Source organism: Gilliamella sp. App4-10 (assembly GCF_001690495.1).
Classification (GTDB): Bacteria; Pseudomonadota; Gammaproteobacteria; order Enterobacterales; family Orbaceae; genus Gilliamella; species Gilliamella apicola_G.
The window spans coordinates 157,322-174,732 of the sequence record NZ_LZGS01000035.1 but is presented as its reverse complement, the minus strand read 5'-3'; the positions used below and the strand labels follow the sequence as shown (position 1 = coordinate 174,732).

Sequence of the window (17,411 nt, the reverse complement as noted above, 5' to 3'; positions counted from 1 at the left end):
TCCTATGTTAAATCAGCTAATTAGATTAGCATATTAAGCTATGATGCGTCGATGATAAACTATAGTTCAATTCCGACTAAAATACTCAACTAAATACTTGACTAAATAAAGAGGATATATACAATAGTCGTTATAAAATATAGGGGAATAATCAATGAAACTGACATCAAAAGGACGATATGCAGTAACAGCAATGCTTGATGTTGCTTTACACGCTGATTCAGGACCGGTATCACTCGCTGATATTTCAGAACGTCAAGAAATTTCACTTTCTTATCTTGAACAATTGTTTGCTCGATTACGAAAAAATGGTTTAGTTCTCAGTGTCAGAGGTCCTGGAGGTGGTTATATACTGAGTCGTTCTATGGATCAAATTGCTATTAGCTCAATTGTTAAAGCTGTCGATGAGACAGTGCATGCAACAAAATGCCATGGGCTAGATGGATGCCAAGGTGGTGTTAGATGTTTAACTCATACACTTTGGAACGATCTAAGTGAACGAATTGAGGACTTTTTAACTAGCATTACATTGAGTGAACTGGTGAATAATAAAGAAGTTAAAGCCATAGCTAATCGACAAAATAATATACAACACGTTCAAATTAATTAATAAAATACAATACAGAATTTGTCATTGGGAGTAATTAATGAATCTACCTATTTACATGGATTATGCAGCTACAACGCCTGTAGATCCTAGAGTTGCTGAAAAAATGATGCAGTATTTAACACCAGACGGTATATTTGGTAATCCGGCATCTCGTTCCCATAAATTTGGTTGGCAAGCTGAAGAAGCTGTTGATATTGCACGTAATCAAATTGCCGATCTTATCGGAGCCGATTCTCGTGAAATCGTTTTTACGTCAGGTGCAACTGAAGCTGATAATTTAGCAATTAAAGGTGCTGCTCATTTTAATCAAGTCAAAGGTAAGCACATTATTACTTGTAAAACTGAGCACAAAGCTGTGCTTGATACTTGTCGCCAACTTGAGCGAGAAGGCTATGAAGTGACTTATTTAGCACCAGAATCTAATGGTATACTCGATCTAGATAAACTTGCAGCAGCAATGCGCAAAGATACAACCGTTGTGTCAATTATGCATGTTAATAATGAAACAGGTGTAATACAAAACATTGAAAAAATTGGCGAGATGTGTCGTGAACGAGGTATTGTTTTTCATGTTGATGCAACACAATCTGTGGGTAAATTACCCATTAATGTGACCAACTTAAAAGTTGATTTAATGTCATTTTCGAGTCATAAAATTTACGGACCCAAAGGTATTGGGGGGCTTTATGTAAGACGCAAACCACGTGTGCGCATTGAAGCACAAATGCATGGCGGTGGTCATGAACGTGGGATGAGATCAGGCACTTTACCTGTACACCAAATTGTAGGTATGGGCGAAGCATATCGTATCGCTAGAGAAGAGATGGCAACCGAAATGCCACGCTTATTAGCCTTAAAAAATCGTTTATGGAATGGTTTAAAAGATATTGAAGAAGTCTATCTTAATGGATCTTTAGAACACAGTGTGCCAAATATTTTAAATGTGAGTTTTGCTTATATTGAAGGTGAATCATTGATGATGGCTTTAAAAGATTTAGCTGTTTCATCTGGTTCAGCATGTACATCTGCAAGTTTGGAACCCTCTTATGTACTTCGAGCATTAGGTCTTAATGATGAACTCGCGCATAGCTCTATTCGTTTTTCTATTGGTCGTTTCACCAAAGAAGAAGAAATTGATTATGTTATTAAATTAATTAAAGAATCAATTGGAAAATTACGAGATTTATCGCCACTTTGGGAAATGTTTAAAGATGGCGTTGATTTAACAAAAATTAAATGGTCAGCACATTAAAATTAGGAGTAAATTATGGCATATAGTGAAAAAGTCGTTGATCATTATGAAAACCCACGTAATGTTGGTTCATTTGATCAAAATGATCCTAATGTTGGTAGCGGTATGGTTGGCGCACCAGCGTGTGGGGATGTAATGCGTCTACAAATCAAAGTGAATGATAATGGGATTATTGAAGATGCTAAGTTCAAAACTTATGGTTGTGGTAGTGCAATTGCATCAAGTTCCTTAGTTACAGAATGGATAAAAGGTAAATCATTGGACGAAGCAGGAGCGATCAAAAATACGGATATTGCTAAGGAGCTTGCTTTACCTCCAGTTAAAATTCACTGTTCGATTTTAGCGGAAGATGCTATTAAAGCAGCTATTGAAGACTATAAAACGAAAAAAGGACAACGCTAATGGCAATCACATTGACTAATAGCGCAGCTGATCGTGTGCAAACTTTCCTTGCAAATCGAGGAAAAGGTGTTGGGTTACGATTAGGTGTTAAAACATCCGGTTGTTCTGGTATGGCGTATGTTTTAGAGTTTGCCGATGTGATTAATGATGATGATCGTGTCTTTGAAGACAAACAAGTCAAAGTTATCGTGGATAAAAAGAGCTTGGTCTATATTGATGGCACTGAACTTGATTTTGTTAAAGAAGGATTAAACGAAGGTTTCAAGTTTAATAATCCTAATGCGCAACACGAATGTGGTTGTGGTGAAAGTTTTAATGTGTAATTGGACACAATAATTATGGTTAATTACTTTGAGCTATTTAATTTGCCGGTTCAATTACCGGTGAATACCGCTGAGCTAACAACCCATTATCAGCAATTGCAGAGGCAATATCACCCAGATAATTTTGCCGTTGCAACCGATAATGATAAAGTGGCAATTGTTCAAAAATCAGCCATCATTAATGATGGTTACCATACGTTAAAAAATCCAATCAAAGCTGCCGAGTATTTTTTATCTCTACAAGGTTTTGATGTGGCAACTGAACAAAATATTATTCATGATGCCGATTTTTTGATGGAGCAATTTGTTTTACGTGAAAGGCTTGATGAAATCGAGAGCAAAGGGAATTTTGAATTATTAGATGATTTTCATGCTGAGATTGTTGAGCGTCAAAATATAGTTTACAACGAGTTATTACAATTTATAACTAATCAAAATTGGTCAACTGCACTTAATCAGATCTATAAAATCCGCTATCTTGCTAGGTTGATTGAACAAATCGAAAAGTTACAAGAAAAGCAATTTGATTTATAATTTAAAATAAGTAACGTATCGATAGAGATAGATTAAATGGTATTATTACAGATCAGTGAACCAGGGCAAACTCCACTACCACATCATCGTCGCCTGGCGGTGGGGATTGATCTTGGCACAACCAATTCATTAGTAGCAACGGTTAGAAGTGGACAAGCAGAGGTATTACCTGATTTAGAAGGTAATTCACTGTTGCCATCTGTTGTGCATTATGGTGTTGATCATGATGATAACCCTATTATTACGATTGGGAAACATGCCAAAGACAATGCAGTTAAGGATCCGCAAAATACTGTCAGCTCTATTAAGCGATTAATGGGGCGAAGTTTATCTGATATAGATTTATCGCATTTTCCTTATACTTTTTCACAAACTGAAAATGGTGTTCCTTTATTAAACTTGTCTAATGATCAAGTAAATCCAATACAAGTTTCATCAGAAATTCTGACAGCTTTAGCTGAACGGGCAAAAGAGAGCTTACAAGGTGAAATTGATGGTGTAGTTATTACTGTACCAGCCTATTTTGATGATGCCCAACGGCAAGCAACAAAAGATGCTGCAAAATTAGCAGGTTTGCATGTATTGCGTTTACTCAATGAGCCTACAGCAGCTGCGATTGCCTATGGTTTAGATTCAGGAAAGGAAGGTGTTATCGCTGTTTATGATTTAGGTGGTGGTACTTTTGATATTTCTATTTTGCGTTTAAATAAAGGTGTTTTTGAAGTCCTAGCAACCAGTGGTGATTCTGCACTTGGTGGTGATGATTTTGATCGATTACTGGCTGACTATATAAAGAGGGAATTAGGGTTAGTTAATAATATAGACCCTTATATTAATCAAAAAATCAGTAACAAAGCGACTGAAATAAAGATTTTACTGAGTCATCAAGAGTCGGCTGTATTGTCGCTTGATAATCAGTCATTGACTATTACTCGCCAGCAATTTCAACAATTAATTGAACCATTGGTTAAACGTACTTTGATAGTTTGTCGTCGAGCATTAAAAGATGCCGAGATTAATGTGGATGAAGTGGTTGAAGTTGTTATGGTTGGTGGCTCTACTCGTATCCCCTTAGTGCGAGAATCAGTGGGTCATTATTTCAAAACTCAACCGTTAACATCTATTGATCCGGATAAAGTAGTAGCTATTGGTGCAGCTATTCAAGCTGATATTTTGGTTGGAAATAAACCTGATTCAGATATGTTATTGCTTGATGTGATTCCTTTGTCGTTAGGCATTGAAATCATGGGCGGATTGGTTGAAAAAATCATTCCACGTAATAGTACGATTCCGTGTGCTAAAGCTCAAGAATTTACCACTTTTAAAGATGGACAAACTGCGATGATGTTTCATGTTTTACAAGGAGAACGTGAAAGTGTTGCTGATTGCCGATCATTGGCTCGTTTTACATTGCAAGGTATTCCATCGTTACCAGCCGGTGGTGCGCACATTAGGGTGACTTTTCAAGTTGATGCCGATGGTTTATTAAGTGTAACTGCAATGGAAAAATCAACGGGTATTGAAGCTGCTATTCAAGTAAAACCTTCATATGGACTGACAGATAATGAAATTGCTGATATGATTCAAGATTCAATCAGTTACGCACAACAAGATAAACAGATTCGAATGCTTGCCGAACAAAAAGTTGAGGCAGCTAGAGTGCTTGAAAGCTTACAAAGTGCCTTAGCCAAAGATGCTGACTTATTAAATAAAAGTGAACTTAACCAGATTTTAGCTGCTAAGCATCAATTACAAACCGTGAGTGAGTCAGATGACAGTTACGCAATTGAAAAGCAAATTAAAATTGTTGATAAGGTGACACAGAATTTTGCAGCTAAGCGAATGGATAGGTCAATTCGTCATGCGTTAACAGGTCATAAAGTTGATGATATTTAACTAACGAGATTATTATGCCAAAAATTACTTTTTTACCGAATGCCGATCTTTGCCCAGATGGAAAAATTGTTGAGGCGCAAGAAGGCGAATCTATTTTAGAAGTGGCATTGCGCAATGATATTGAAATTGAGCATGCGTGTGAAATGTCATGCGCTTGTTCTACATGCCACTGTATTGTTCGCAAAGGGTTCGATTCTCTTAACGAAAGCGATGAGCAAGAAGATGACATGTTAGACAAAGCGTGGGGTGTTGAACCACATAGCCGTTTAAGTTGTCAAGCTCGCGTCAAGAATCAAGATCTGGAGGTGGAGATTCCAAGATATAGTCTTAATCACGCCAAAGAAGAACATTAACTGCTCATTGTAAGGACGAATGATTACCCATTATAGTTCAATATAATGAATTAATATTAAATCTGGTTATTAGATTGAAATTTGATATATGTAAAAACAATAACCAGAAAAATCACTTTATCTAAAAGTCCAAATATATGTATTTATTTCTTGCTGTTAGTTAATTAACAGAGTATAATCCACCCACTTTGTTTATTGCATTTATATAAGCAAAAGATAAAAAGATATAACCGTTATGTAGAAAATAGCTAGTTATATCAACAATATTCCCGATTTGGGGGTTACGAAAAAGAACGGATTACACTCTCCTGTCAATCGAAACAGGGCAAGAGGAGTAGTCTTTTGTTATAACTTTTAAATAATGGAGCTCTGGTCTCATGTCGAACCAAAGAATCCGTATCCGGTTAAAAGCGTTTGATCATCGTTTGATTGATCAATCAACTGCTGAAATTGTAGAAACTGCGAAGCGCACTGGTGCGCAAGTTCGTGGTCCTATTCCATTACCGACACGCAAAGAGCGTTTTACTGTATTGATTTCTCCGCACGTTAATAAAGATGCACGTGATCAATACGAGATTCGCACTCATAAACGTCTAGTTGATATCGTTGAGCCAACTGAAAAAACAGTTGATGCTTTAATGCGTCTAGATCTTGCTGCCGGTGTTGATGTGCAGATCAGTTTAGGTTAATCCTAAGCTGAATGATTGAGAGGTCGAAACAATGATTGGTTTAATCGGTCGTAAAGTGGGAATGACACGTATCTTCACCGAAGAAGGTGTTTCTATTCCTGTCACCGTAGTAGAAGTTCAAAGCAACCGCATTACTCAAGTAAAAACGCTTGAGAATGATGGTTATCAAGCTATTCAGGTTACTACTGGCAGTAAAAAAGCAAGTCGCGTAAACAAACCTGAAGCAGGTCATTTCGCTAAGGCTGGCGTTGAAGCTGGTCGTGGTCTATGGGAATTCCGTTTTGAAGAAGGCGAATTTACTGTAGGTCAAAATATTAACGTTGATATTTTCACAGACGTTAAAAAAGTTGATGTTACTGGGACATCTAAAGGTAAAGGTTTTGCTGGCGTAACGAAGCGTTGGAATTTCCGTACTCAAGATGCAACTCATGGTAACTCTTTGGCACACCGTGGTCATGGCTCTATCGGTCAAAACCAAACTCCGGGTAAAGTGTTTAAAGGTCGTAAAATGGCAGGTCACCTAGGTAATGAACGTGTAACTGTTCAGAATTTAGATATTGTGCGTGTTGATGCTGAACGTAATCTTTTATTAATTAAAGGTGCAGTTCCTGGCGCAATCAATAGTGACGTAATTGTTAAACCGGCAATCAAGGCTTAACGTCGAGGAGATAGAGATGGAATTAGTAGTAAAAGACGCGCAAGCGCTTTCTGTTTCCGAAACTACCTTCGGACGTGAGTTTAATGAAGCGTTAGTTCACCAAGTAGTTGTTGCTTATGCATCTGCTGCTCGTCAAGGCTCTCGCGCCCAAAAAACTCGTGCAGAAATCGCTGGTTCAGGTAAAAAACCATGGCGTCAAAAAGGCACAGGTCGTGCTCGTGCAGGTTCTGTTAAGAGCCCAATTTGGCGTAGCGGTGGTGTAACATTTGCAGCAAAACCACAAGATCATAGCCAAAAAGTTAACCGTAAAATGTATCGTGGTGCATTAAAGAGTATTTTCTCTGAATTAGTGCGTCAAGAACGTTTAGTTGTGGTTGAAACATTTACTGTTGAAGCACCTAAGACTAAATTATTAACTCAGAAATTAAATGATATGAACCTTAATGATGTTCTTATTATCGCTTCTGAAGTTGATGAAAATCTTTTCTTAGCAGCACGTAACTTGCATAAAGTTGATGTGCGTGATGTGGCAGGTATTGATCCAGTTAGTTTGATCGCATTTGACAAAGTGGTTATCACTGTTGATGCTGTTAAACAAGTAGAGGAGATGTTAGCATGATTCGTGAAGAGCGTCTGCTTAAAGTCCTGCGAGCACCACATGTTTCTGAAAAAGCATCTATTTCAATGGAAAAAACAAATACATTAGTATTGAAAGTTGCTAAAGATGCTACTAAGAGAGAGATAAAAGCCGCAGTTGAACAACTATTTGAAGTTAAAGTAGATGACGTTAATACCCTTGTTGTTAAAGGTAAAGTTAAACGTCGTGGTCAACAAATCGGTCGCCGTAGCGACTGGAAAAAAGCTTACGTTACTTTAGCAGAAGGTCAAAATTTAGACCTTGCTGGCGTCGCTGAGTAATTCGGAGGAGTAAGAACAATGGCAGTTGTTAAGTGTAAACCTACATCTCCGGGTCGTCGCCACGTTGTTAAAGTGGTTAACCCAGAGTTGCATAAAGGTAAGCCTTATGCACCGTTGCTTGATTCAAAAAGCAAAACTGGTGGTCGCAATAATAATGGTCGTATCACTACCCGTCATATTGGTGGTGGTCATAAACAACATTATCGTATTGTCGACTTTAAGCGTAATAAAGATGGTATTCCAGCAGTTGTTGAACGTTTGGAATATGATCCAAACCGTAGTGCAAATATTGCATTGGTTTTATATAAAGACGGTGAACGTCGTTATATTTTAGCGCCTAAAGGCTTAAAAGCAGGTGATCAGATCCAATCTGGTGTTGATGCATCAATTAAAACAGGTAACTGTTTACCAATGCGTAACATCCCAGTCGGTTCTACCGTGCATAATATTGAAATGAAACCAGGTAAAGGCGGACAACTTGCTCGCTCTGCTGGTAGTTATGTTCAAATTGTTGCGCGTGATGGTGCTTATGTAACATTACGTCTACGTTCAGGTGAAATGCGTAAAGTATTATCTGATTGTCGTGCCACAGTTGGTGAAGTTGGTAATTCAGAGCATATGCTTCGCGTATTAGGTAAAGCGGGTGCAGCGCGTTGGCGCGGTGTTCGTCCTACTGTTCGTGGTACAGCAATGAACCCGGTAGACCATCCACATGGTGGTGGTGAAGGTCGTAACTTTGGTAAACATCCTGTGTCTCCATGGGGTCAAAAAGCCAAAGGATTGAAAACGCGTAGCAACAAACGTACTGATAAGTATATTGTTCGCCGTCGCAATAAGAAATAATTAATATAGAGGATTAGCTATGCCACGTTCTCTCAAGAAGGGTCCTTTTATTGACCTACACTTGCTGAAGAAGGTAGAGAAAGCGGTGGAAAGCGGGGACAAGAAACCAATTCGTACTTGGTCCCGTCGTTCAACGATCTTTCCTAACATGATCGGTTTGACCATCGCTGTCCATAATGGTCGTCAGCACGTTCCAGTTTATGTTTCCGACGAAATGGTTGGGCATAAATTGGGTGAATTCGCGCCGACTCGTACTTATCGCGGCCATGCGGCTGATAAGAAAGCTAAGAAGAAATAAGTAGGAGAAAGAGATGGAAACAATTGCAAAGTACCGCCACGCTCGTTCTTCTGCACAAAAAGTTCGCTTAGTTGCAGATCTTGTTCGCGGTAAGAATGTGTCTCAGGCACTAGATATTTTAACATACACCAATAAAAAAGCGGCTGTACTTGTTAAAAAAGTATTAGAGTCTGCTATTGCTAATGCAGAGCATAACGATGGTGCTGATATTGATGATCTAAAAGTTGCGAAAATTTTCGTAGATGAAGGCCCAACCATGAAGCGTATTATGCCTCGTGCGAAAGGTCGTGCAGATCGAATTTTGAAGCGTACGAGTCACATCACCGTGATCGTTTCAGATCGCTAGGCTGGAGAATAGCAATGGGTCAAAAAGTAAATCCAAATGGTATCCGATTAGGCATTGTCAAGCCTTGGACATCTACATGGTATTCGGGTACAAAGACATTCGCTGATAATTTAGAAAGTGATTTTAGAGTGCGTGAATTCTTGAACAAAGAATTAGCGCAAGCGTCAATCTCTAAGATTGTGATCGATCGTTCAGCAGAAACTAACGTTCGTATTACTATTCACACTGCTCGTCCAGGTATTGTGATTGGTAAAAAAGGCGAGGACGTTGAAAAATTACGTAATGCCGTAGCTTCTATTGTCAATAAATATAAAGACAAAAGAGAAAAACGTGATGTTGCAGTACAAATTAATATTGCTGAAGTTCGTAAGCCAGAACTTGATGCTAAATTAGTAGCTGATAGCATTACTTCTCAGTTAGAACGCCGTGTTATGTTCCGTCGTGCTATGAAACGCGCGGTTCAAAATGCAATGAAGGCGGGTGCTAAGGGGATCAAAGTTGAAGTAAGTGGTCGTTTAGGTGGCGCTGAAATTGCTCGTAGTGAATGGTATCGTGAAGGTCGTGTACCTTTACATACATTACGGGCTGACATTGACTATGGTTTGTCTGAAGCATTAACTACCTATGGTATTATTGGTGTTAAAGTGTGGATCTTCAAAGGTGAGATCCTTGGTGGTATGGCTGCCGTTGAACAAGCAGAAAAACAACCTGCTGCTCAACCGAAAAAGCAGCGAAAAGGCCGAAAACAATAAGGAGCGTCGCTGATGTTACAACCAAAGCGTACAAAATTCCGTAAAGTGCACAAGGGCCGCAATCGTGGTCTAGCTGTAAGTACTGAAGTCAGTTTCGGTACATTCGGTCTTAAGGCTGTAGGTCGTGGTCGTTTGACTGCGCGCCAGATCGAAGCAGCACGTCGTGCAATGACTCGTGCAGTTAAGCGTCAAGGTAAAATCTGGATTCGAGTTTTCCCTGATAAACCAATTACCGAAAAACCACTTGCAGTGCGTATGGGTAAAGGTAAGGGTAACGTTGAATACTGGGTTGCTCAGATTCAACCAGGTAAAGTCCTTTATGAAATGGACGGTGTACCGGAAGAAGTTGCTCGTGAAGCATTTGCGTTGGCAGCTGCAAAACTGCCAATTAAAACCACCTTTGTGATTAAGACGGTGATGTAAATGAAAGCAAAAGAGCTACGCGAAAAAAGCGTTGAAGAGTTAAATACTGAACTTCTTAATTTATTACGTGAGCAATTTAACTTACGTATGCAATTAGCTGGAGGTCAGTTGACACAGACTCATATGTTAAAACAAGTGCGTCGTAATATTGCACGTGTTAAAACGTTATTAACTGAGAAGGCGGGTGCGTAATATGACTACTGAAGTAAAAATTCGTACTCAGCAAGGTCGTGTTATTAGCGACAAAATGGATAAATCTATTACTGTAGCTATTGAACGTAAAGTGAAGCATCCGTTATATGGTAAGTTCATTAAACGTACGACTAAATTGCATGTACATGATGAAAACAACGAGTGTGGTATTGGCGATACTGTAGAAATTAAAGAGTGCCGTCCATTATCAAAAACCAAATCTTGGACTCTTGTTCGAATCGTTGAAAAAGCAGTTGTTTAATCTTTTTGATTAAAAACTGGACATAATATAATAAACGGCTCAGCGGCCGTTTATTTTATGCTATCCATTTTATTTGAGTGGTGATATACTATGCATCACTCACGTAAGTGGGTTTTTGGTTGTCTATTCTTATCCATGGTAGTTGAGGTGGATGAAGGTAGATTAGACAATAATTTATTTATACGGAGCATTAAAATGATCCAAGAACAGACTAGGCTAGATGTTGCCGATAACTCTGGCGCACGTAGCGTAATGTGTATCAAGGTTCTCGGTGGATCGCACCGTCGTTATGCAGCAGTAGGGGATATCATCAAAGTTACCATTAAAGAAGCAATTCCTCGTGGTAAAGTTAAAAAAGGTGATGTGCTTAAAGCTGTTGTTGTACGCACTAGAAAAGGTGTTCGTCGCCCTGATGGATCTGTCATTCGTTTCGATCGCAATGCTTGTGTTATTTTAAATAATAACAGTGAGCAACCGATTGGTACGCGTATTTTTGGACCGGTCACTCGTGAACTTCGTTCTGAGAAGTTTATGAAGATCATTTCATTAGCACCAGAAGTACTGTAAGGAGCGGGTAATGGCAGCGAAAATCCGTCGAGAAGATGAAGTTATCGTGTTAACCGGTAAAGATAAAGGGAAACGCGGTAAAGTTAAAAGTGTTTTGTCTACAGGCAAAGTGATTATCGAAGGTATTAACTTGGTGAAAAAACACCAAAAACCAGTACCAGCATTAAATCAAGAAGGTGGAATTGTTGAAAAAGAAGCAGCTATCAATGTTTCTAATGTAGCAATTTTCAACCCCGCTACAGGCAAAGCAGATCGCGTAGGCTTCCGTATTGAAGACGGTAAGAAAGTCCGTTTTTATAAGTCTACTAATGAATTAATCAATTAATTAAGTAATTTGGAGTGTACGATGGCGAAACTGCATGATTACTACAAAGCACAGGTAGTAAATAAACTGCAAGAACAGTTTGCCTACAAATCTGTCATGCAAGTCCCTCGGATCGAAAAGATCACCTTGAATATGGGTGTAGGTGAAGCAATTACTGATAAGAAATTATTAGATAATGCGGTTGCAGATTTAGCTGCAATCAGTGGTCAAAAACCACTAGTCACTAAAGCACGTAAGTCAGTTGCTGGTTTTAAAATCCGCCAAGGGTATCCTATTGGTTGTAAAGTCACTTTACGTGGCGAACGTATGTGGGAATTTTTCGAACGTCTAGTTTATATTGCTCTTCCTCGTACTCGAGATTTCCGTGGTTTAAGCGCAAAATCTTTTGATGGTCGTGGTAACTATAGCATGGGTGTTCGTGAGCAAATCGTTTTCCCTGAAATCGATTATGACAAAGTTGATCGTGTTCGTGGTTTAGATATTACTATTACCACTACTGCACAATCAGATGAAGAAGGCCGAGCTTTATTATCTGCCTTTAACTTCCCATTTCGTAAGTAAGGTAGGGCATAATGGCTAAACAATCAATGATTGAACGCGATAAAAAACGCGTAAAGCTAGCAGAAAAATATTTTGCAAAGCGTCAAGAATTAAAAGCGATTATCTCTGATCTTAATGCATCAGATGAAGATCGTTGGAACGCAGTGCTTAAATTGCAAACGCTTCCTCGTGATTCTAGTCCATCACGTCAACGTCGTCGTTGTCGTCAAACTGGTCGTCCTCATGGCGTCCTTCGTAAGTTTGGTTTAAGTCGTATTAAGGTTCGTGAGTCAGCCATGCGTGGTGAGATTCCTGGTCTTAAAAAGGCAAGTTGGTAATCAGGGGAGTGTTATAGATGAGCATGCAAGATCCTATAGCAGATATGTTGACCCGTATTCGTAACGGTCAATCTGCGAATAAAGTTGCAGTCACCATGCCTTCCTCTAAGCTGAAAGTGGCAATTGCCAACGTGCTAAAAGAAGAAGGTTATATTGGGGACTATAAAGTAGTTGGTGACACTAAGCCAGAGTTGGAAATTACTTTAAAATATTTCCAAGGTAAAGCTGTTGTAGAAAGTATCAAACGAGTTAGCCGTCCAGGTTTACGTATTTATAAACGTAAAGATGAATTGCCAAAAGTTATGGCTGGATTAGGTATCGCAGTTGTTTCTACTTCTAAAGGTGTTATGACTGATCGTGCAGCACGCCAAGCAGGTCTTGGTGGTGAAATTATCTGCTACGTAGCGTAAGGGAGAAAAAAATGTCTCGTGTTGCAAAAGCACCTGTCGTTATTCCTGCTGGCGTAGAGGTAAAACTCAATGGTCAGGTAATTACGATTAAAGGTAAAAATGGCGAGTTATCTCGCACAATAAATAATGCTGTTGTGATTAATCAAGAAGAAGGTCAAATTAAATTTGCTCCTCGTGATGGTTTTACTGATGCTTGGGCTCAAGCAGGTACAGCTCGTGCATTGATTAATGCAATGGTTATTGGTGTTACTGAAGGTTTTACTAAAAAACTTCAGCTAGTTGGTGTCGGTTATCGTGCACAAGTTAAAGGTAATGCAATTGGTTTATCACTTGGATATTCACATCCAATTGAACATCAATTACCTGCAGGTGTAACAGCTGAGTGTCCTTCTCAAACTGAGATAGTACTAAAAAGTGCTGATAAACAGTTAATTGGACAAGTGGCTGCTGATATCCGTGCTTATCGTCGTCCTGAGCCTTATAAAGGTAAAGGTGTTCGTTACGCAGATGAAGTTGTGCGTACTAAAGAAGCTAAGAAAAAGTAAGGTAACACTATGGATAAGAAATCAGCTCGTATCCGTCGTGCAACTAAAGCGCGTCGCAAGATGCATGAACTACTTGCAACTCGCTTGGTGGTTCATCGCACTCCGCGTCATATTTATGCGCAGATTATCGCACCAAACGGATCAGAAGTACTGGCAGCTGCTTCTACATTAGAAAAAGCTATCAGTGAAAGTTTAAAATACACAGGAAACAAAGATGCAGCAGCGGCGGTTGGTAAAGCAATTGCTGAACGTGCATTAGCGAAAGATATCAAAGAAGTTTCATTTGATCGTTCAGGTTTCCAATATCATGGTCGAGTTCAGGCGCTAGCAGATGCTGCTCGCGAAGCTGGCCTACAGTTCTAAGGTAGGAGTTAAAGATGTCAAACATCGAAAAACAAGCTGGTGAACTGCAGGAAAAACTAATCGCAGTTAACCGAGTTTCTAAAACCGTAAAAGGTGGCCGTATTTTTAGTTTTTCTGCACTAACAGTTGTTGGTGACGGTAATGGCCGCGTAGGTTTTGGGTATGGTAAAGCACGTGAAGTGCCAGCAGCAATTCAAAAAGCAATGGAAAAAGCACGTCGCAATATGATCAATGTTGCTTTAAATAACGATACTTTACAGCATCCAGTTAAAGGTGCTCACACAGGTTCTCGTGTTTATATGCAGCCAGCATCAGAAGGTACTGGTATTATCGCCGGTGGTGCAATGCGTGCCGTTTTAGAAGTTGCAGGAGTTCGTAACGTTCTAGCTAAAGCATATGGTTCTACTAACCCAATTAATGTGGTTCGTGCAACTATAGATGGCTTAGGGAATATGAAATCACCAGAAATGGTTGCTGCTAAACGTGGTAAAACCGTCGAAGAAATTTTGGGGTAATTAACCATGGCAAAAACAATTAAAATTACACAAACCCGTAGTTCAATTGGTCGTCTACCGAAGCATAAAGCGACGTTAGTTGGTCTAGGATTACGTCGTATTGGTCATACTGTTGAACGTGAGGATACTCCTGCAATTCGCGGTATGGTGAACCAAGTTTATTACATGGTTAAAGTAGAGGAGTAATAGTAATGCGTTTAAATACTTTATCTCCTGCTGAAGGTTCAAAGCATGCACCAAAGCGTCTAGGTCGAGGAATCGGTTCTGGGCTAGGTAAAACTGGTACTCGTGGTGTTAAAGGTCAAAAATCTCGTTCAGGTGGTGGCGTTCGTCGTGGCTTTGAAGGTGGTCAGATGCCTTTATATCGTCGTTTACCAAAATTTGGCTTTACCTCACGTAAAGCTCAAGTTACAGCTCAAGTTCGTCTTTCAGATTTAATGAAAGTCGAAGGTGATATTGTTGACCTAAATAGCTTAAAAGTTGCAAATGTGATCAATTCACAAATTGAATATGCAAAAATTATGTTATCTGGTGAAGTAACGAAACCAGTAACTGTTCGTGGTATTCGTGTAACTAAAGGTGCGAAAGCTGCAATTGAAGCTGCTGGCGGAAAAATTGAGGAATAAGTAGAAAGATGGCAAAGCGACCAGGATTAGATTTTCAAAGTACACGAGGCGGTAGTGGTGAGCTTAAAAGACGCTTAATGTTTGTGCTTTTAGCGCTTATTGTTTTTCGTCTTGGTTCTTACATTCCCGTTCCTGGTATTGATACTAAAGCGTTATCGGACTTACTAACACAAGCATCGTCAAATGGTATTGTGGGTATGTTCAATATGTTCTCTGGTGGTGCTTTAAGCCGTGCTTCAATTTTTGCATTAGGGATAATGCCTTATATTTCTGCATCAATTATTGTACAGTTATTAACAGCAATTAGCCCTAAGTTAGCAGAATTGAAGAAAGAAGGTGAGTCCGGTCGTAAAAAGATTAGTCAGTACACTCGTTATGGCACATTAGCTTTAGCAATAGTACAGGCTGTTGGTATTGCAACTGGTTTACCAAACATTCCTGGTTATGGTCATGTTGTGATTAATCCAGGATTTTCTTTCTATTTTATCGCATCGGTTAGCTTAGTTACTGGCACTATGTTTCTTATGTGGTTGGGAGAACAAATCACCGAGCGAGGTGTAGGTAATGGTATTTCAATCATTATCTTTGCTGGTATCGTGGCGAGTCTTCCACATGCTATTTATGAAACGATTGAACAAGCTCGTTCTGGTTCATTGCATCCGATTTTATTATTAGTTGTTGCTGCATTAGTGGTTGGCGTAACTTATTTTGTTGTATTTGTTGAGGGTGGGCAACGAAGAATTGTTGTTAACTATGCGCAACGACAACAAGGGCGTCGCATTTACGCTGCGCAAAGTACACATTTACCATTAAAGATTAATATGGCAGGTGTTATTCCTGCAATATTTGCCTCAACAATTGTTATGTTACCGTCGATGATGGCTTCTTGGTTTCAAGGAGATGGTGAAGGGTGGAGATACATTATTGTACTTATTGGACAATATTTTTCTCACGATCAACCATTATATATAATCTTTTTTGCGGCAGCGATTATCTTCTTTTGTTTCTTTTATACAGCGTTGGTTTTCAACCCAAGGGAAACAGCAGATCAGCTTAAAAAATCTGGCGCATTTATTCCAGGTATCCGTCCAGGAGAACAAACATCTAAGTATATTGACAAAGTGATGACTCGTTTAACGCTAATTGGCGCAATCTACATTACTTTTGTATGTTTGGTTCCAATGTTTATGACAAGCGCAATGAAAGTTCCTGTCCAATTTGGTGGAACATCTTTATTAATTGTTGTTGTTGTAATCATGGATTTTATGGCACAAGTACAGACTTTAATGATGCCAAATCGTTATGAGTCAGTGTTAAAGAAAGCGAACCTTAAAGGCTATGGCCGATAAGTTAGCCAGAAGTTACGGAGAAAAAAATGAAAGTTCGTGCTTCAGTCAAGAAATTATGCAGAAATTGTAAAATCATTAAACGTAATGGCATTGTTCGTGTTATTTGCGTTGAAGGTAAGCACAAACAACGTCAAGGTTAATTGATTTAACTAGAAAGTTGAGCTTTTGCATATTTTTCTTGCCAAAGTATAGTAAAGCTGGCTAGAATGACCAGCTTAGATTTAGTTGTGAATTCACTATTTGAGTATCCTGAAAACGGGCTTTTCAGTATGGTGAATTCGCTAAACATTAACAATAAAGGAGTGCATAGTGGCCCGTATAGCAGGCATTAACATTCCTGATCAACAACATGCTGTAATTGCTTTACAGGCAATTTATGGTATTGGAAGTACTCGCGCTAAGACAATTTGTGCTGAAGCGGGTATTCCTGAACATGTTAAGATCAGAGAACTATCTGAAGATCAGATTGAAAAGTTACGTGAACAAGTCGCTAAATTCACTGTTGAAGGTGATTTACGTCGTGAAGTAACTATGAGTATCAAGCGTTTATTAGACCTTGGTTGTTATCGTGGCATGCGTCACCGTCGTGGACTTCCTGTCCGTGGTCAACGCACAAAGACTAACGCTCGTACCCGTAAGGGACCGCGTAAGCCAATCAAGAAATAATTGAGGTATAATTAAATGGCAAAGACACCTGTTCGTACACGTAAACGTGTAAAAAAGCAAGTTTCTGATGGTATAGCTCATATTCATGCATCATTTAACAATACAATCGTAACTATTACCGATCGTCAAGGTAATGCGTTAGGTTGGGCAACCGCTGGTGGTTCTGGTTTCCGTGGCTCTCGTAAATCAACACCTTTTGCAGCTCAAGTGGCCGCAGAACGTTGTGCTGAAGCTGTCAAAGATTACGGAATTAAGAATCTAGAAGTTATGGTTAAAGGACCTGGTCCTGGTCGTGAGTCAACAATTCGTGCATTAAATGCAGCGGGTTATCGCATCACTAACATTACTGATGTTACTCCGATTCCTCATAACGGTTGTCGTCCACCAAAAAAACGTCGTGTTTAATTTTTAAACAT

Annotated in this window: 32 protein-coding genes; all 32 read left to right on the top strand. The window is 39.2% G+C overall.

The genetic code is table 11. The features are described 5' to 3' along the window. The first annotated feature begins 154 nt into the window (after positions 1 to 154). The 32 genes from iscR to rpsK all read left to right on the top strand — a co-directional run bounded on the left by iscR (position 155) and on the right by rpsK (position 17,400). Positions 155 to 610, top strand: a complete 456-nt coding sequence (gene iscR / locus A9G23_RS05820; protein ID WP_065586704.1) for a Fe-S cluster assembly transcriptional regulator IscR — start codon at positions 155 to 157, stop codon at positions 608 to 610. 37 nt (positions 611 to 647) lie between these two features. Beyond that, entirely contained in the window at positions 648 to 1,862 is a 1,215-nt protein-coding gene (locus tag A9G23_RS05815; protein WP_065586703.1) for an IscS subfamily cysteine desulfurase, read from the top strand. Between the two features lie 15 nt (positions 1,863 to 1,877). Next, the gene (gene iscU, locus A9G23_RS05810) at positions 1,878 to 2,264 is read left to right on the top strand and encodes a Fe-S cluster assembly scaffold IscU (protein WP_065586702.1); all 387 of its coding nucleotides are present in this window, start codon (positions 1,878 to 1,880) and stop codon (positions 2,262 to 2,264) included. Next, the gene (iscA, locus tag A9G23_RS05805; RefSeq protein ID WP_065586701.1) at positions 2,264 to 2,587 is read left to right on the top strand and encodes an iron-sulfur cluster assembly protein IscA; all 324 of its coding nucleotides are present in this window, start codon (positions 2,264 to 2,266) and stop codon (positions 2,585 to 2,587) included. Before iscU ends, iscA begins: the two co-directional genes overlap by 1 nt. Before the next feature lie 15 nt (positions 2,588 to 2,602). Then, positions 2,603 to 3,121 carry a Fe-S protein assembly co-chaperone HscB gene (gene hscB / locus A9G23_RS05800; protein WP_065586700.1) on the top strand — a complete coding sequence of 173 codons (519 nt, stop codon included), beginning with the start codon at positions 2,603 to 2,605 and terminating at the stop codon, positions 3,119 to 3,121. 36 nt (positions 3,122 to 3,157) lie between these two features. Further along, entirely contained in the window at positions 3,158 to 5,017 is a 1,860-nt protein-coding gene (gene hscA / locus A9G23_RS05795; RefSeq protein ID WP_065586699.1) for a Fe-S protein assembly chaperone HscA, read from the top strand. Positions 5,018 to 5,031: 14 nt separating this feature from the next. Next, positions 5,032 to 5,370 (top strand): ISC system 2Fe-2S type ferredoxin, encoded by a 339-nt coding sequence (gene fdx / locus A9G23_RS05790; RefSeq protein WP_065586698.1) that lies wholly within the window; start codon positions 5,032 to 5,034, stop codon positions 5,368 to 5,370. A gap of 377 nt (positions 5,371 to 5,747) precedes the next feature. Then, on the top strand, positions 5,748 to 6,059 hold the full coding sequence (gene rpsJ / locus A9G23_RS05785) for a 30S ribosomal protein S10 (protein ID WP_006120582.1): 312 nt from the start codon (positions 5,748 to 5,750) through the stop codon (positions 6,057 to 6,059). A 31-nt stretch (positions 6,060 to 6,090) separates the two neighbouring features. Then, positions 6,091 to 6,717, top strand: coding sequence for a 50S ribosomal protein L3 (rplC, locus tag A9G23_RS05780; protein ID WP_065586697.1), 627 nt, complete (start codon positions 6,091 to 6,093; stop codon positions 6,715 to 6,717). Between the two features lie 16 nt (positions 6,718 to 6,733). Further along, the gene (rplD, locus tag A9G23_RS05775) at positions 6,734 to 7,336 is read left to right on the top strand and encodes a 50S ribosomal protein L4 (protein ID WP_065586696.1); all 603 of its coding nucleotides are present in this window, start codon (positions 6,734 to 6,736) and stop codon (positions 7,334 to 7,336) included. Next, positions 7,333 to 7,635: a 50S ribosomal protein L23 gene (rplW, locus tag A9G23_RS05770; RefSeq protein ID WP_034885052.1), complete on the top strand. Its 303-nt coding sequence runs from the start codon at positions 7,333 to 7,335 to the stop codon at positions 7,633 to 7,635. Before rplD ends, rplW begins: the two co-directional genes overlap by 4 nt. Before the next feature lie 18 nt (positions 7,636 to 7,653). Then, positions 7,654 to 8,478 (top strand): 50S ribosomal protein L2, encoded by an 825-nt coding sequence (rplB, locus tag A9G23_RS05765; RefSeq protein WP_065586695.1) that lies wholly within the window; start codon positions 7,654 to 7,656, stop codon positions 8,476 to 8,478. A 19-nt stretch (positions 8,479 to 8,497) separates the two neighbouring features. Then, a complete protein-coding gene (gene rpsS, locus A9G23_RS05760; RefSeq protein ID WP_024496505.1) occupies positions 8,498 to 8,776 on the top strand; it encodes a 30S ribosomal protein S19 in 279 nt (92 codons plus the stop codon). A gap of 13 nt (positions 8,777 to 8,789) precedes the next feature. Beyond that, a complete protein-coding gene (gene rplV, locus A9G23_RS05755) occupies positions 8,790 to 9,122 on the top strand; it encodes a 50S ribosomal protein L22 (RefSeq protein WP_034947997.1) in 333 nt (110 codons plus the stop codon). A 14-nt stretch (positions 9,123 to 9,136) separates the two neighbouring features. Further along, positions 9,137 to 9,874, top strand: a complete 738-nt coding sequence (rpsC, locus tag A9G23_RS05750; protein ID WP_025314388.1) for a 30S ribosomal protein S3 — start codon at positions 9,137 to 9,139, stop codon at positions 9,872 to 9,874. A 12-nt stretch (positions 9,875 to 9,886) separates the two neighbouring features. Next, positions 9,887 to 10,297, top strand: coding sequence for a 50S ribosomal protein L16 (rplP, locus tag A9G23_RS05745; RefSeq protein WP_065586694.1), 411 nt, complete (start codon positions 9,887 to 9,889; stop codon positions 10,295 to 10,297). Continuing rightward, positions 10,298 to 10,489 carry a 50S ribosomal protein L29 gene (gene rpmC / locus A9G23_RS05740; RefSeq protein ID WP_034902373.1) on the top strand — a complete coding sequence of 64 codons (192 nt, stop codon included), beginning with the start codon at positions 10,298 to 10,300 and terminating at the stop codon, positions 10,487 to 10,489. It begins immediately after the preceding gene. Between the two features lies 1 nt (position 10,490). Further along, positions 10,491 to 10,751 carry a 30S ribosomal protein S17 gene (gene rpsQ, locus A9G23_RS05735; RefSeq protein WP_065586693.1) on the top strand — a complete coding sequence of 87 codons (261 nt, stop codon included), beginning with the start codon at positions 10,491 to 10,493 and terminating at the stop codon, positions 10,749 to 10,751. 195 nt (positions 10,752 to 10,946) lie between these two features. Then, positions 10,947 to 11,318 carry a 50S ribosomal protein L14 gene (gene rplN, locus A9G23_RS05730; protein ID WP_025314392.1) on the top strand — a complete coding sequence of 124 codons (372 nt, stop codon included), beginning with the start codon at positions 10,947 to 10,949 and terminating at the stop codon, positions 11,316 to 11,318. 10 nt (positions 11,319 to 11,328) lie between these two features. Then, positions 11,329 to 11,643: a 50S ribosomal protein L24 gene (gene rplX, locus A9G23_RS05725; RefSeq protein WP_065586692.1), complete on the top strand. Its 315-nt coding sequence runs from the start codon at positions 11,329 to 11,331 to the stop codon at positions 11,641 to 11,643. 21 nt (positions 11,644 to 11,664) lie between these two features. After that, on the top strand, positions 11,665 to 12,204 hold the full coding sequence (gene rplE / locus A9G23_RS05720; RefSeq protein ID WP_065586691.1) for a 50S ribosomal protein L5: 540 nt from the start codon (positions 11,665 to 11,667) through the stop codon (positions 12,202 to 12,204). A gap of 11 nt (positions 12,205 to 12,215) precedes the next feature. After that, positions 12,216 to 12,521: a 30S ribosomal protein S14 gene (gene rpsN / locus A9G23_RS05715; protein WP_025314395.1), complete on the top strand. Its 306-nt coding sequence runs from the start codon at positions 12,216 to 12,218 to the stop codon at positions 12,519 to 12,521. Between the two features lie 17 nt (positions 12,522 to 12,538). Then, positions 12,539 to 12,931, top strand: a complete 393-nt coding sequence (rpsH, locus tag A9G23_RS05710) for a 30S ribosomal protein S8 (RefSeq protein ID WP_065567155.1) — start codon at positions 12,539 to 12,541, stop codon at positions 12,929 to 12,931. Between the two features lie 11 nt (positions 12,932 to 12,942). After that, on the top strand, positions 12,943 to 13,476 hold the full coding sequence (gene rplF, locus A9G23_RS05705; RefSeq protein WP_065586690.1) for a 50S ribosomal protein L6: 534 nt from the start codon (positions 12,943 to 12,945) through the stop codon (positions 13,474 to 13,476). A 9-nt stretch (positions 13,477 to 13,485) separates the two neighbouring features. Then, positions 13,486 to 13,839: a 50S ribosomal protein L18 gene (rplR, locus tag A9G23_RS05700; RefSeq protein WP_025314398.1), complete on the top strand. Its 354-nt coding sequence runs from the start codon at positions 13,486 to 13,488 to the stop codon at positions 13,837 to 13,839. A gap of 14 nt (positions 13,840 to 13,853) precedes the next feature. Continuing rightward, on the top strand, positions 13,854 to 14,354 hold the full coding sequence (rpsE, locus tag A9G23_RS05695; protein ID WP_065586689.1) for a 30S ribosomal protein S5: 501 nt from the start codon (positions 13,854 to 13,856) through the stop codon (positions 14,352 to 14,354). 6 nt (positions 14,355 to 14,360) lie between these two features. Next, positions 14,361 to 14,540: a 50S ribosomal protein L30 gene (rpmD, locus tag A9G23_RS05690; protein ID WP_025314400.1), complete on the top strand. Its 180-nt coding sequence runs from the start codon at positions 14,361 to 14,363 to the stop codon at positions 14,538 to 14,540. A 5-nt stretch (positions 14,541 to 14,545) separates the two neighbouring features. Then, positions 14,546 to 14,980 carry a 50S ribosomal protein L15 gene (gene rplO / locus A9G23_RS05685; protein ID WP_065586688.1) on the top strand — a complete coding sequence of 145 codons (435 nt, stop codon included), beginning with the start codon at positions 14,546 to 14,548 and terminating at the stop codon, positions 14,978 to 14,980. Between the two features lie 8 nt (positions 14,981 to 14,988). Then, positions 14,989 to 16,329 (top strand): preprotein translocase subunit SecY, encoded by a 1,341-nt coding sequence (gene secY, locus A9G23_RS05680; RefSeq protein ID WP_065586687.1) that lies wholly within the window; start codon positions 14,989 to 14,991, stop codon positions 16,327 to 16,329. 26 nt (positions 16,330 to 16,355) lie between these two features. Then, positions 16,356 to 16,469 (top strand): 50S ribosomal protein L36, encoded by a 114-nt coding sequence (rpmJ, locus tag A9G23_RS05675; protein WP_025314403.1) that lies wholly within the window; start codon positions 16,356 to 16,358, stop codon positions 16,467 to 16,469. Between the two features lie 169 nt (positions 16,470 to 16,638). Next, positions 16,639 to 16,995: a 30S ribosomal protein S13 gene (rpsM, locus tag A9G23_RS05670; protein WP_065586686.1), complete on the top strand. Its 357-nt coding sequence runs from the start codon at positions 16,639 to 16,641 to the stop codon at positions 16,993 to 16,995. 15 nt (positions 16,996 to 17,010) lie between these two features. After that, positions 17,011 to 17,400: a 30S ribosomal protein S11 gene (gene rpsK, locus A9G23_RS05665; protein ID WP_025314405.1), complete on the top strand. Its 390-nt coding sequence runs from the start codon at positions 17,011 to 17,013 to the stop codon at positions 17,398 to 17,400. Positions 17,401 to 17,411: the final 11 nt, after the last annotated feature.

What these genes read in the sequence shown, in the direction of transcription:
- iscR (WP_065586704.1), top strand. Translation starts at nt 155, where the DNA reads ATGAAACTGACATCAAAAGGACGATATGCAGTAACAGCAATGCTTGAT.
- A9G23_RS05815 (WP_065586703.1), top strand. Translation starts at nt 648, where the DNA reads ATGAATCTACCTATTTACATGGATTATGCAGCTACAACGCCTGTAGAT.
- iscU (WP_065586702.1), top strand. Translation starts at nt 1,878, where the DNA reads ATGGCATATAGTGAAAAAGTCGTTGATCATTATGAAAACCCACGTAAT.
- iscA (WP_065586701.1), top strand. Translation starts at nt 2,264, where the DNA reads ATGGCAATCACATTGACTAATAGCGCAGCTGATCGTGTGCAAACTTTC.
- hscB (WP_065586700.1), top strand. Translation starts at nt 2,603, where the DNA reads ATGGTTAATTACTTTGAGCTATTTAATTTGCCGGTTCAATTACCGGTG.
- hscA (WP_065586699.1), top strand. Translation starts at nt 3,158, where the DNA reads ATGGTATTATTACAGATCAGTGAACCAGGGCAAACTCCACTACCACAT.
- fdx (WP_065586698.1), top strand. Translation starts at nt 5,032, where the DNA reads ATGCCAAAAATTACTTTTTTACCGAATGCCGATCTTTGCCCAGATGGA.
- rpsJ (WP_006120582.1), top strand. Translation starts at nt 5,748, where the DNA reads ATGTCGAACCAAAGAATCCGTATCCGGTTAAAAGCGTTTGATCATCGT.
- rplC (WP_065586697.1), top strand. Translation starts at nt 6,091, where the DNA reads ATGATTGGTTTAATCGGTCGTAAAGTGGGAATGACACGTATCTTCACC.
- rplD (WP_065586696.1), top strand. Translation starts at nt 6,734, where the DNA reads ATGGAATTAGTAGTAAAAGACGCGCAAGCGCTTTCTGTTTCCGAAACT.
- rplW (WP_034885052.1), top strand. Translation starts at nt 7,333, where the DNA reads ATGATTCGTGAAGAGCGTCTGCTTAAAGTCCTGCGAGCACCACATGTT.
- rplB (WP_065586695.1), top strand. Translation starts at nt 7,654, where the DNA reads ATGGCAGTTGTTAAGTGTAAACCTACATCTCCGGGTCGTCGCCACGTT.
- rpsS (WP_024496505.1), top strand. Translation starts at nt 8,498, where the DNA reads ATGCCACGTTCTCTCAAGAAGGGTCCTTTTATTGACCTACACTTGCTG.
- rplV (WP_034947997.1), top strand. Translation starts at nt 8,790, where the DNA reads ATGGAAACAATTGCAAAGTACCGCCACGCTCGTTCTTCTGCACAAAAA.
- rpsC (WP_025314388.1), top strand. Translation starts at nt 9,137, where the DNA reads ATGGGTCAAAAAGTAAATCCAAATGGTATCCGATTAGGCATTGTCAAG.
- rplP (WP_065586694.1), top strand. Translation starts at nt 9,887, where the DNA reads ATGTTACAACCAAAGCGTACAAAATTCCGTAAAGTGCACAAGGGCCGC.
- rpmC (WP_034902373.1), top strand. Translation starts at nt 10,298, where the DNA reads ATGAAAGCAAAAGAGCTACGCGAAAAAAGCGTTGAAGAGTTAAATACT.
- rpsQ (WP_065586693.1), top strand. Translation starts at nt 10,491, where the DNA reads ATGACTACTGAAGTAAAAATTCGTACTCAGCAAGGTCGTGTTATTAGC.
- rplN (WP_025314392.1), top strand. Translation starts at nt 10,947, where the DNA reads ATGATCCAAGAACAGACTAGGCTAGATGTTGCCGATAACTCTGGCGCA.
- rplX (WP_065586692.1), top strand. Translation starts at nt 11,329, where the DNA reads ATGGCAGCGAAAATCCGTCGAGAAGATGAAGTTATCGTGTTAACCGGT.
- rplE (WP_065586691.1), top strand. Translation starts at nt 11,665, where the DNA reads ATGGCGAAACTGCATGATTACTACAAAGCACAGGTAGTAAATAAACTG.
- rpsN (WP_025314395.1), top strand. Translation starts at nt 12,216, where the DNA reads ATGGCTAAACAATCAATGATTGAACGCGATAAAAAACGCGTAAAGCTA.
- rpsH (WP_065567155.1), top strand. Translation starts at nt 12,539, where the DNA reads ATGAGCATGCAAGATCCTATAGCAGATATGTTGACCCGTATTCGTAAC.
- rplF (WP_065586690.1), top strand. Translation starts at nt 12,943, where the DNA reads ATGTCTCGTGTTGCAAAAGCACCTGTCGTTATTCCTGCTGGCGTAGAG.
- rplR (WP_025314398.1), top strand. Translation starts at nt 13,486, where the DNA reads ATGGATAAGAAATCAGCTCGTATCCGTCGTGCAACTAAAGCGCGTCGC.
- rpsE (WP_065586689.1), top strand. Translation starts at nt 13,854, where the DNA reads ATGTCAAACATCGAAAAACAAGCTGGTGAACTGCAGGAAAAACTAATC.
- rpmD (WP_025314400.1), top strand. Translation starts at nt 14,361, where the DNA reads ATGGCAAAAACAATTAAAATTACACAAACCCGTAGTTCAATTGGTCGT.
- rplO (WP_065586688.1), top strand. Translation starts at nt 14,546, where the DNA reads ATGCGTTTAAATACTTTATCTCCTGCTGAAGGTTCAAAGCATGCACCA.
- secY (WP_065586687.1), top strand. Translation starts at nt 14,989, where the DNA reads ATGGCAAAGCGACCAGGATTAGATTTTCAAAGTACACGAGGCGGTAGT.
- rpmJ (WP_025314403.1), top strand. Translation starts at nt 16,356, where the DNA reads ATGAAAGTTCGTGCTTCAGTCAAGAAATTATGCAGAAATTGTAAAATC.
- rpsK (WP_025314405.1), top strand. Translation starts at nt 17,011, where the DNA reads ATGGCAAAGACACCTGTTCGTACACGTAAACGTGTAAAAAAGCAAGTT.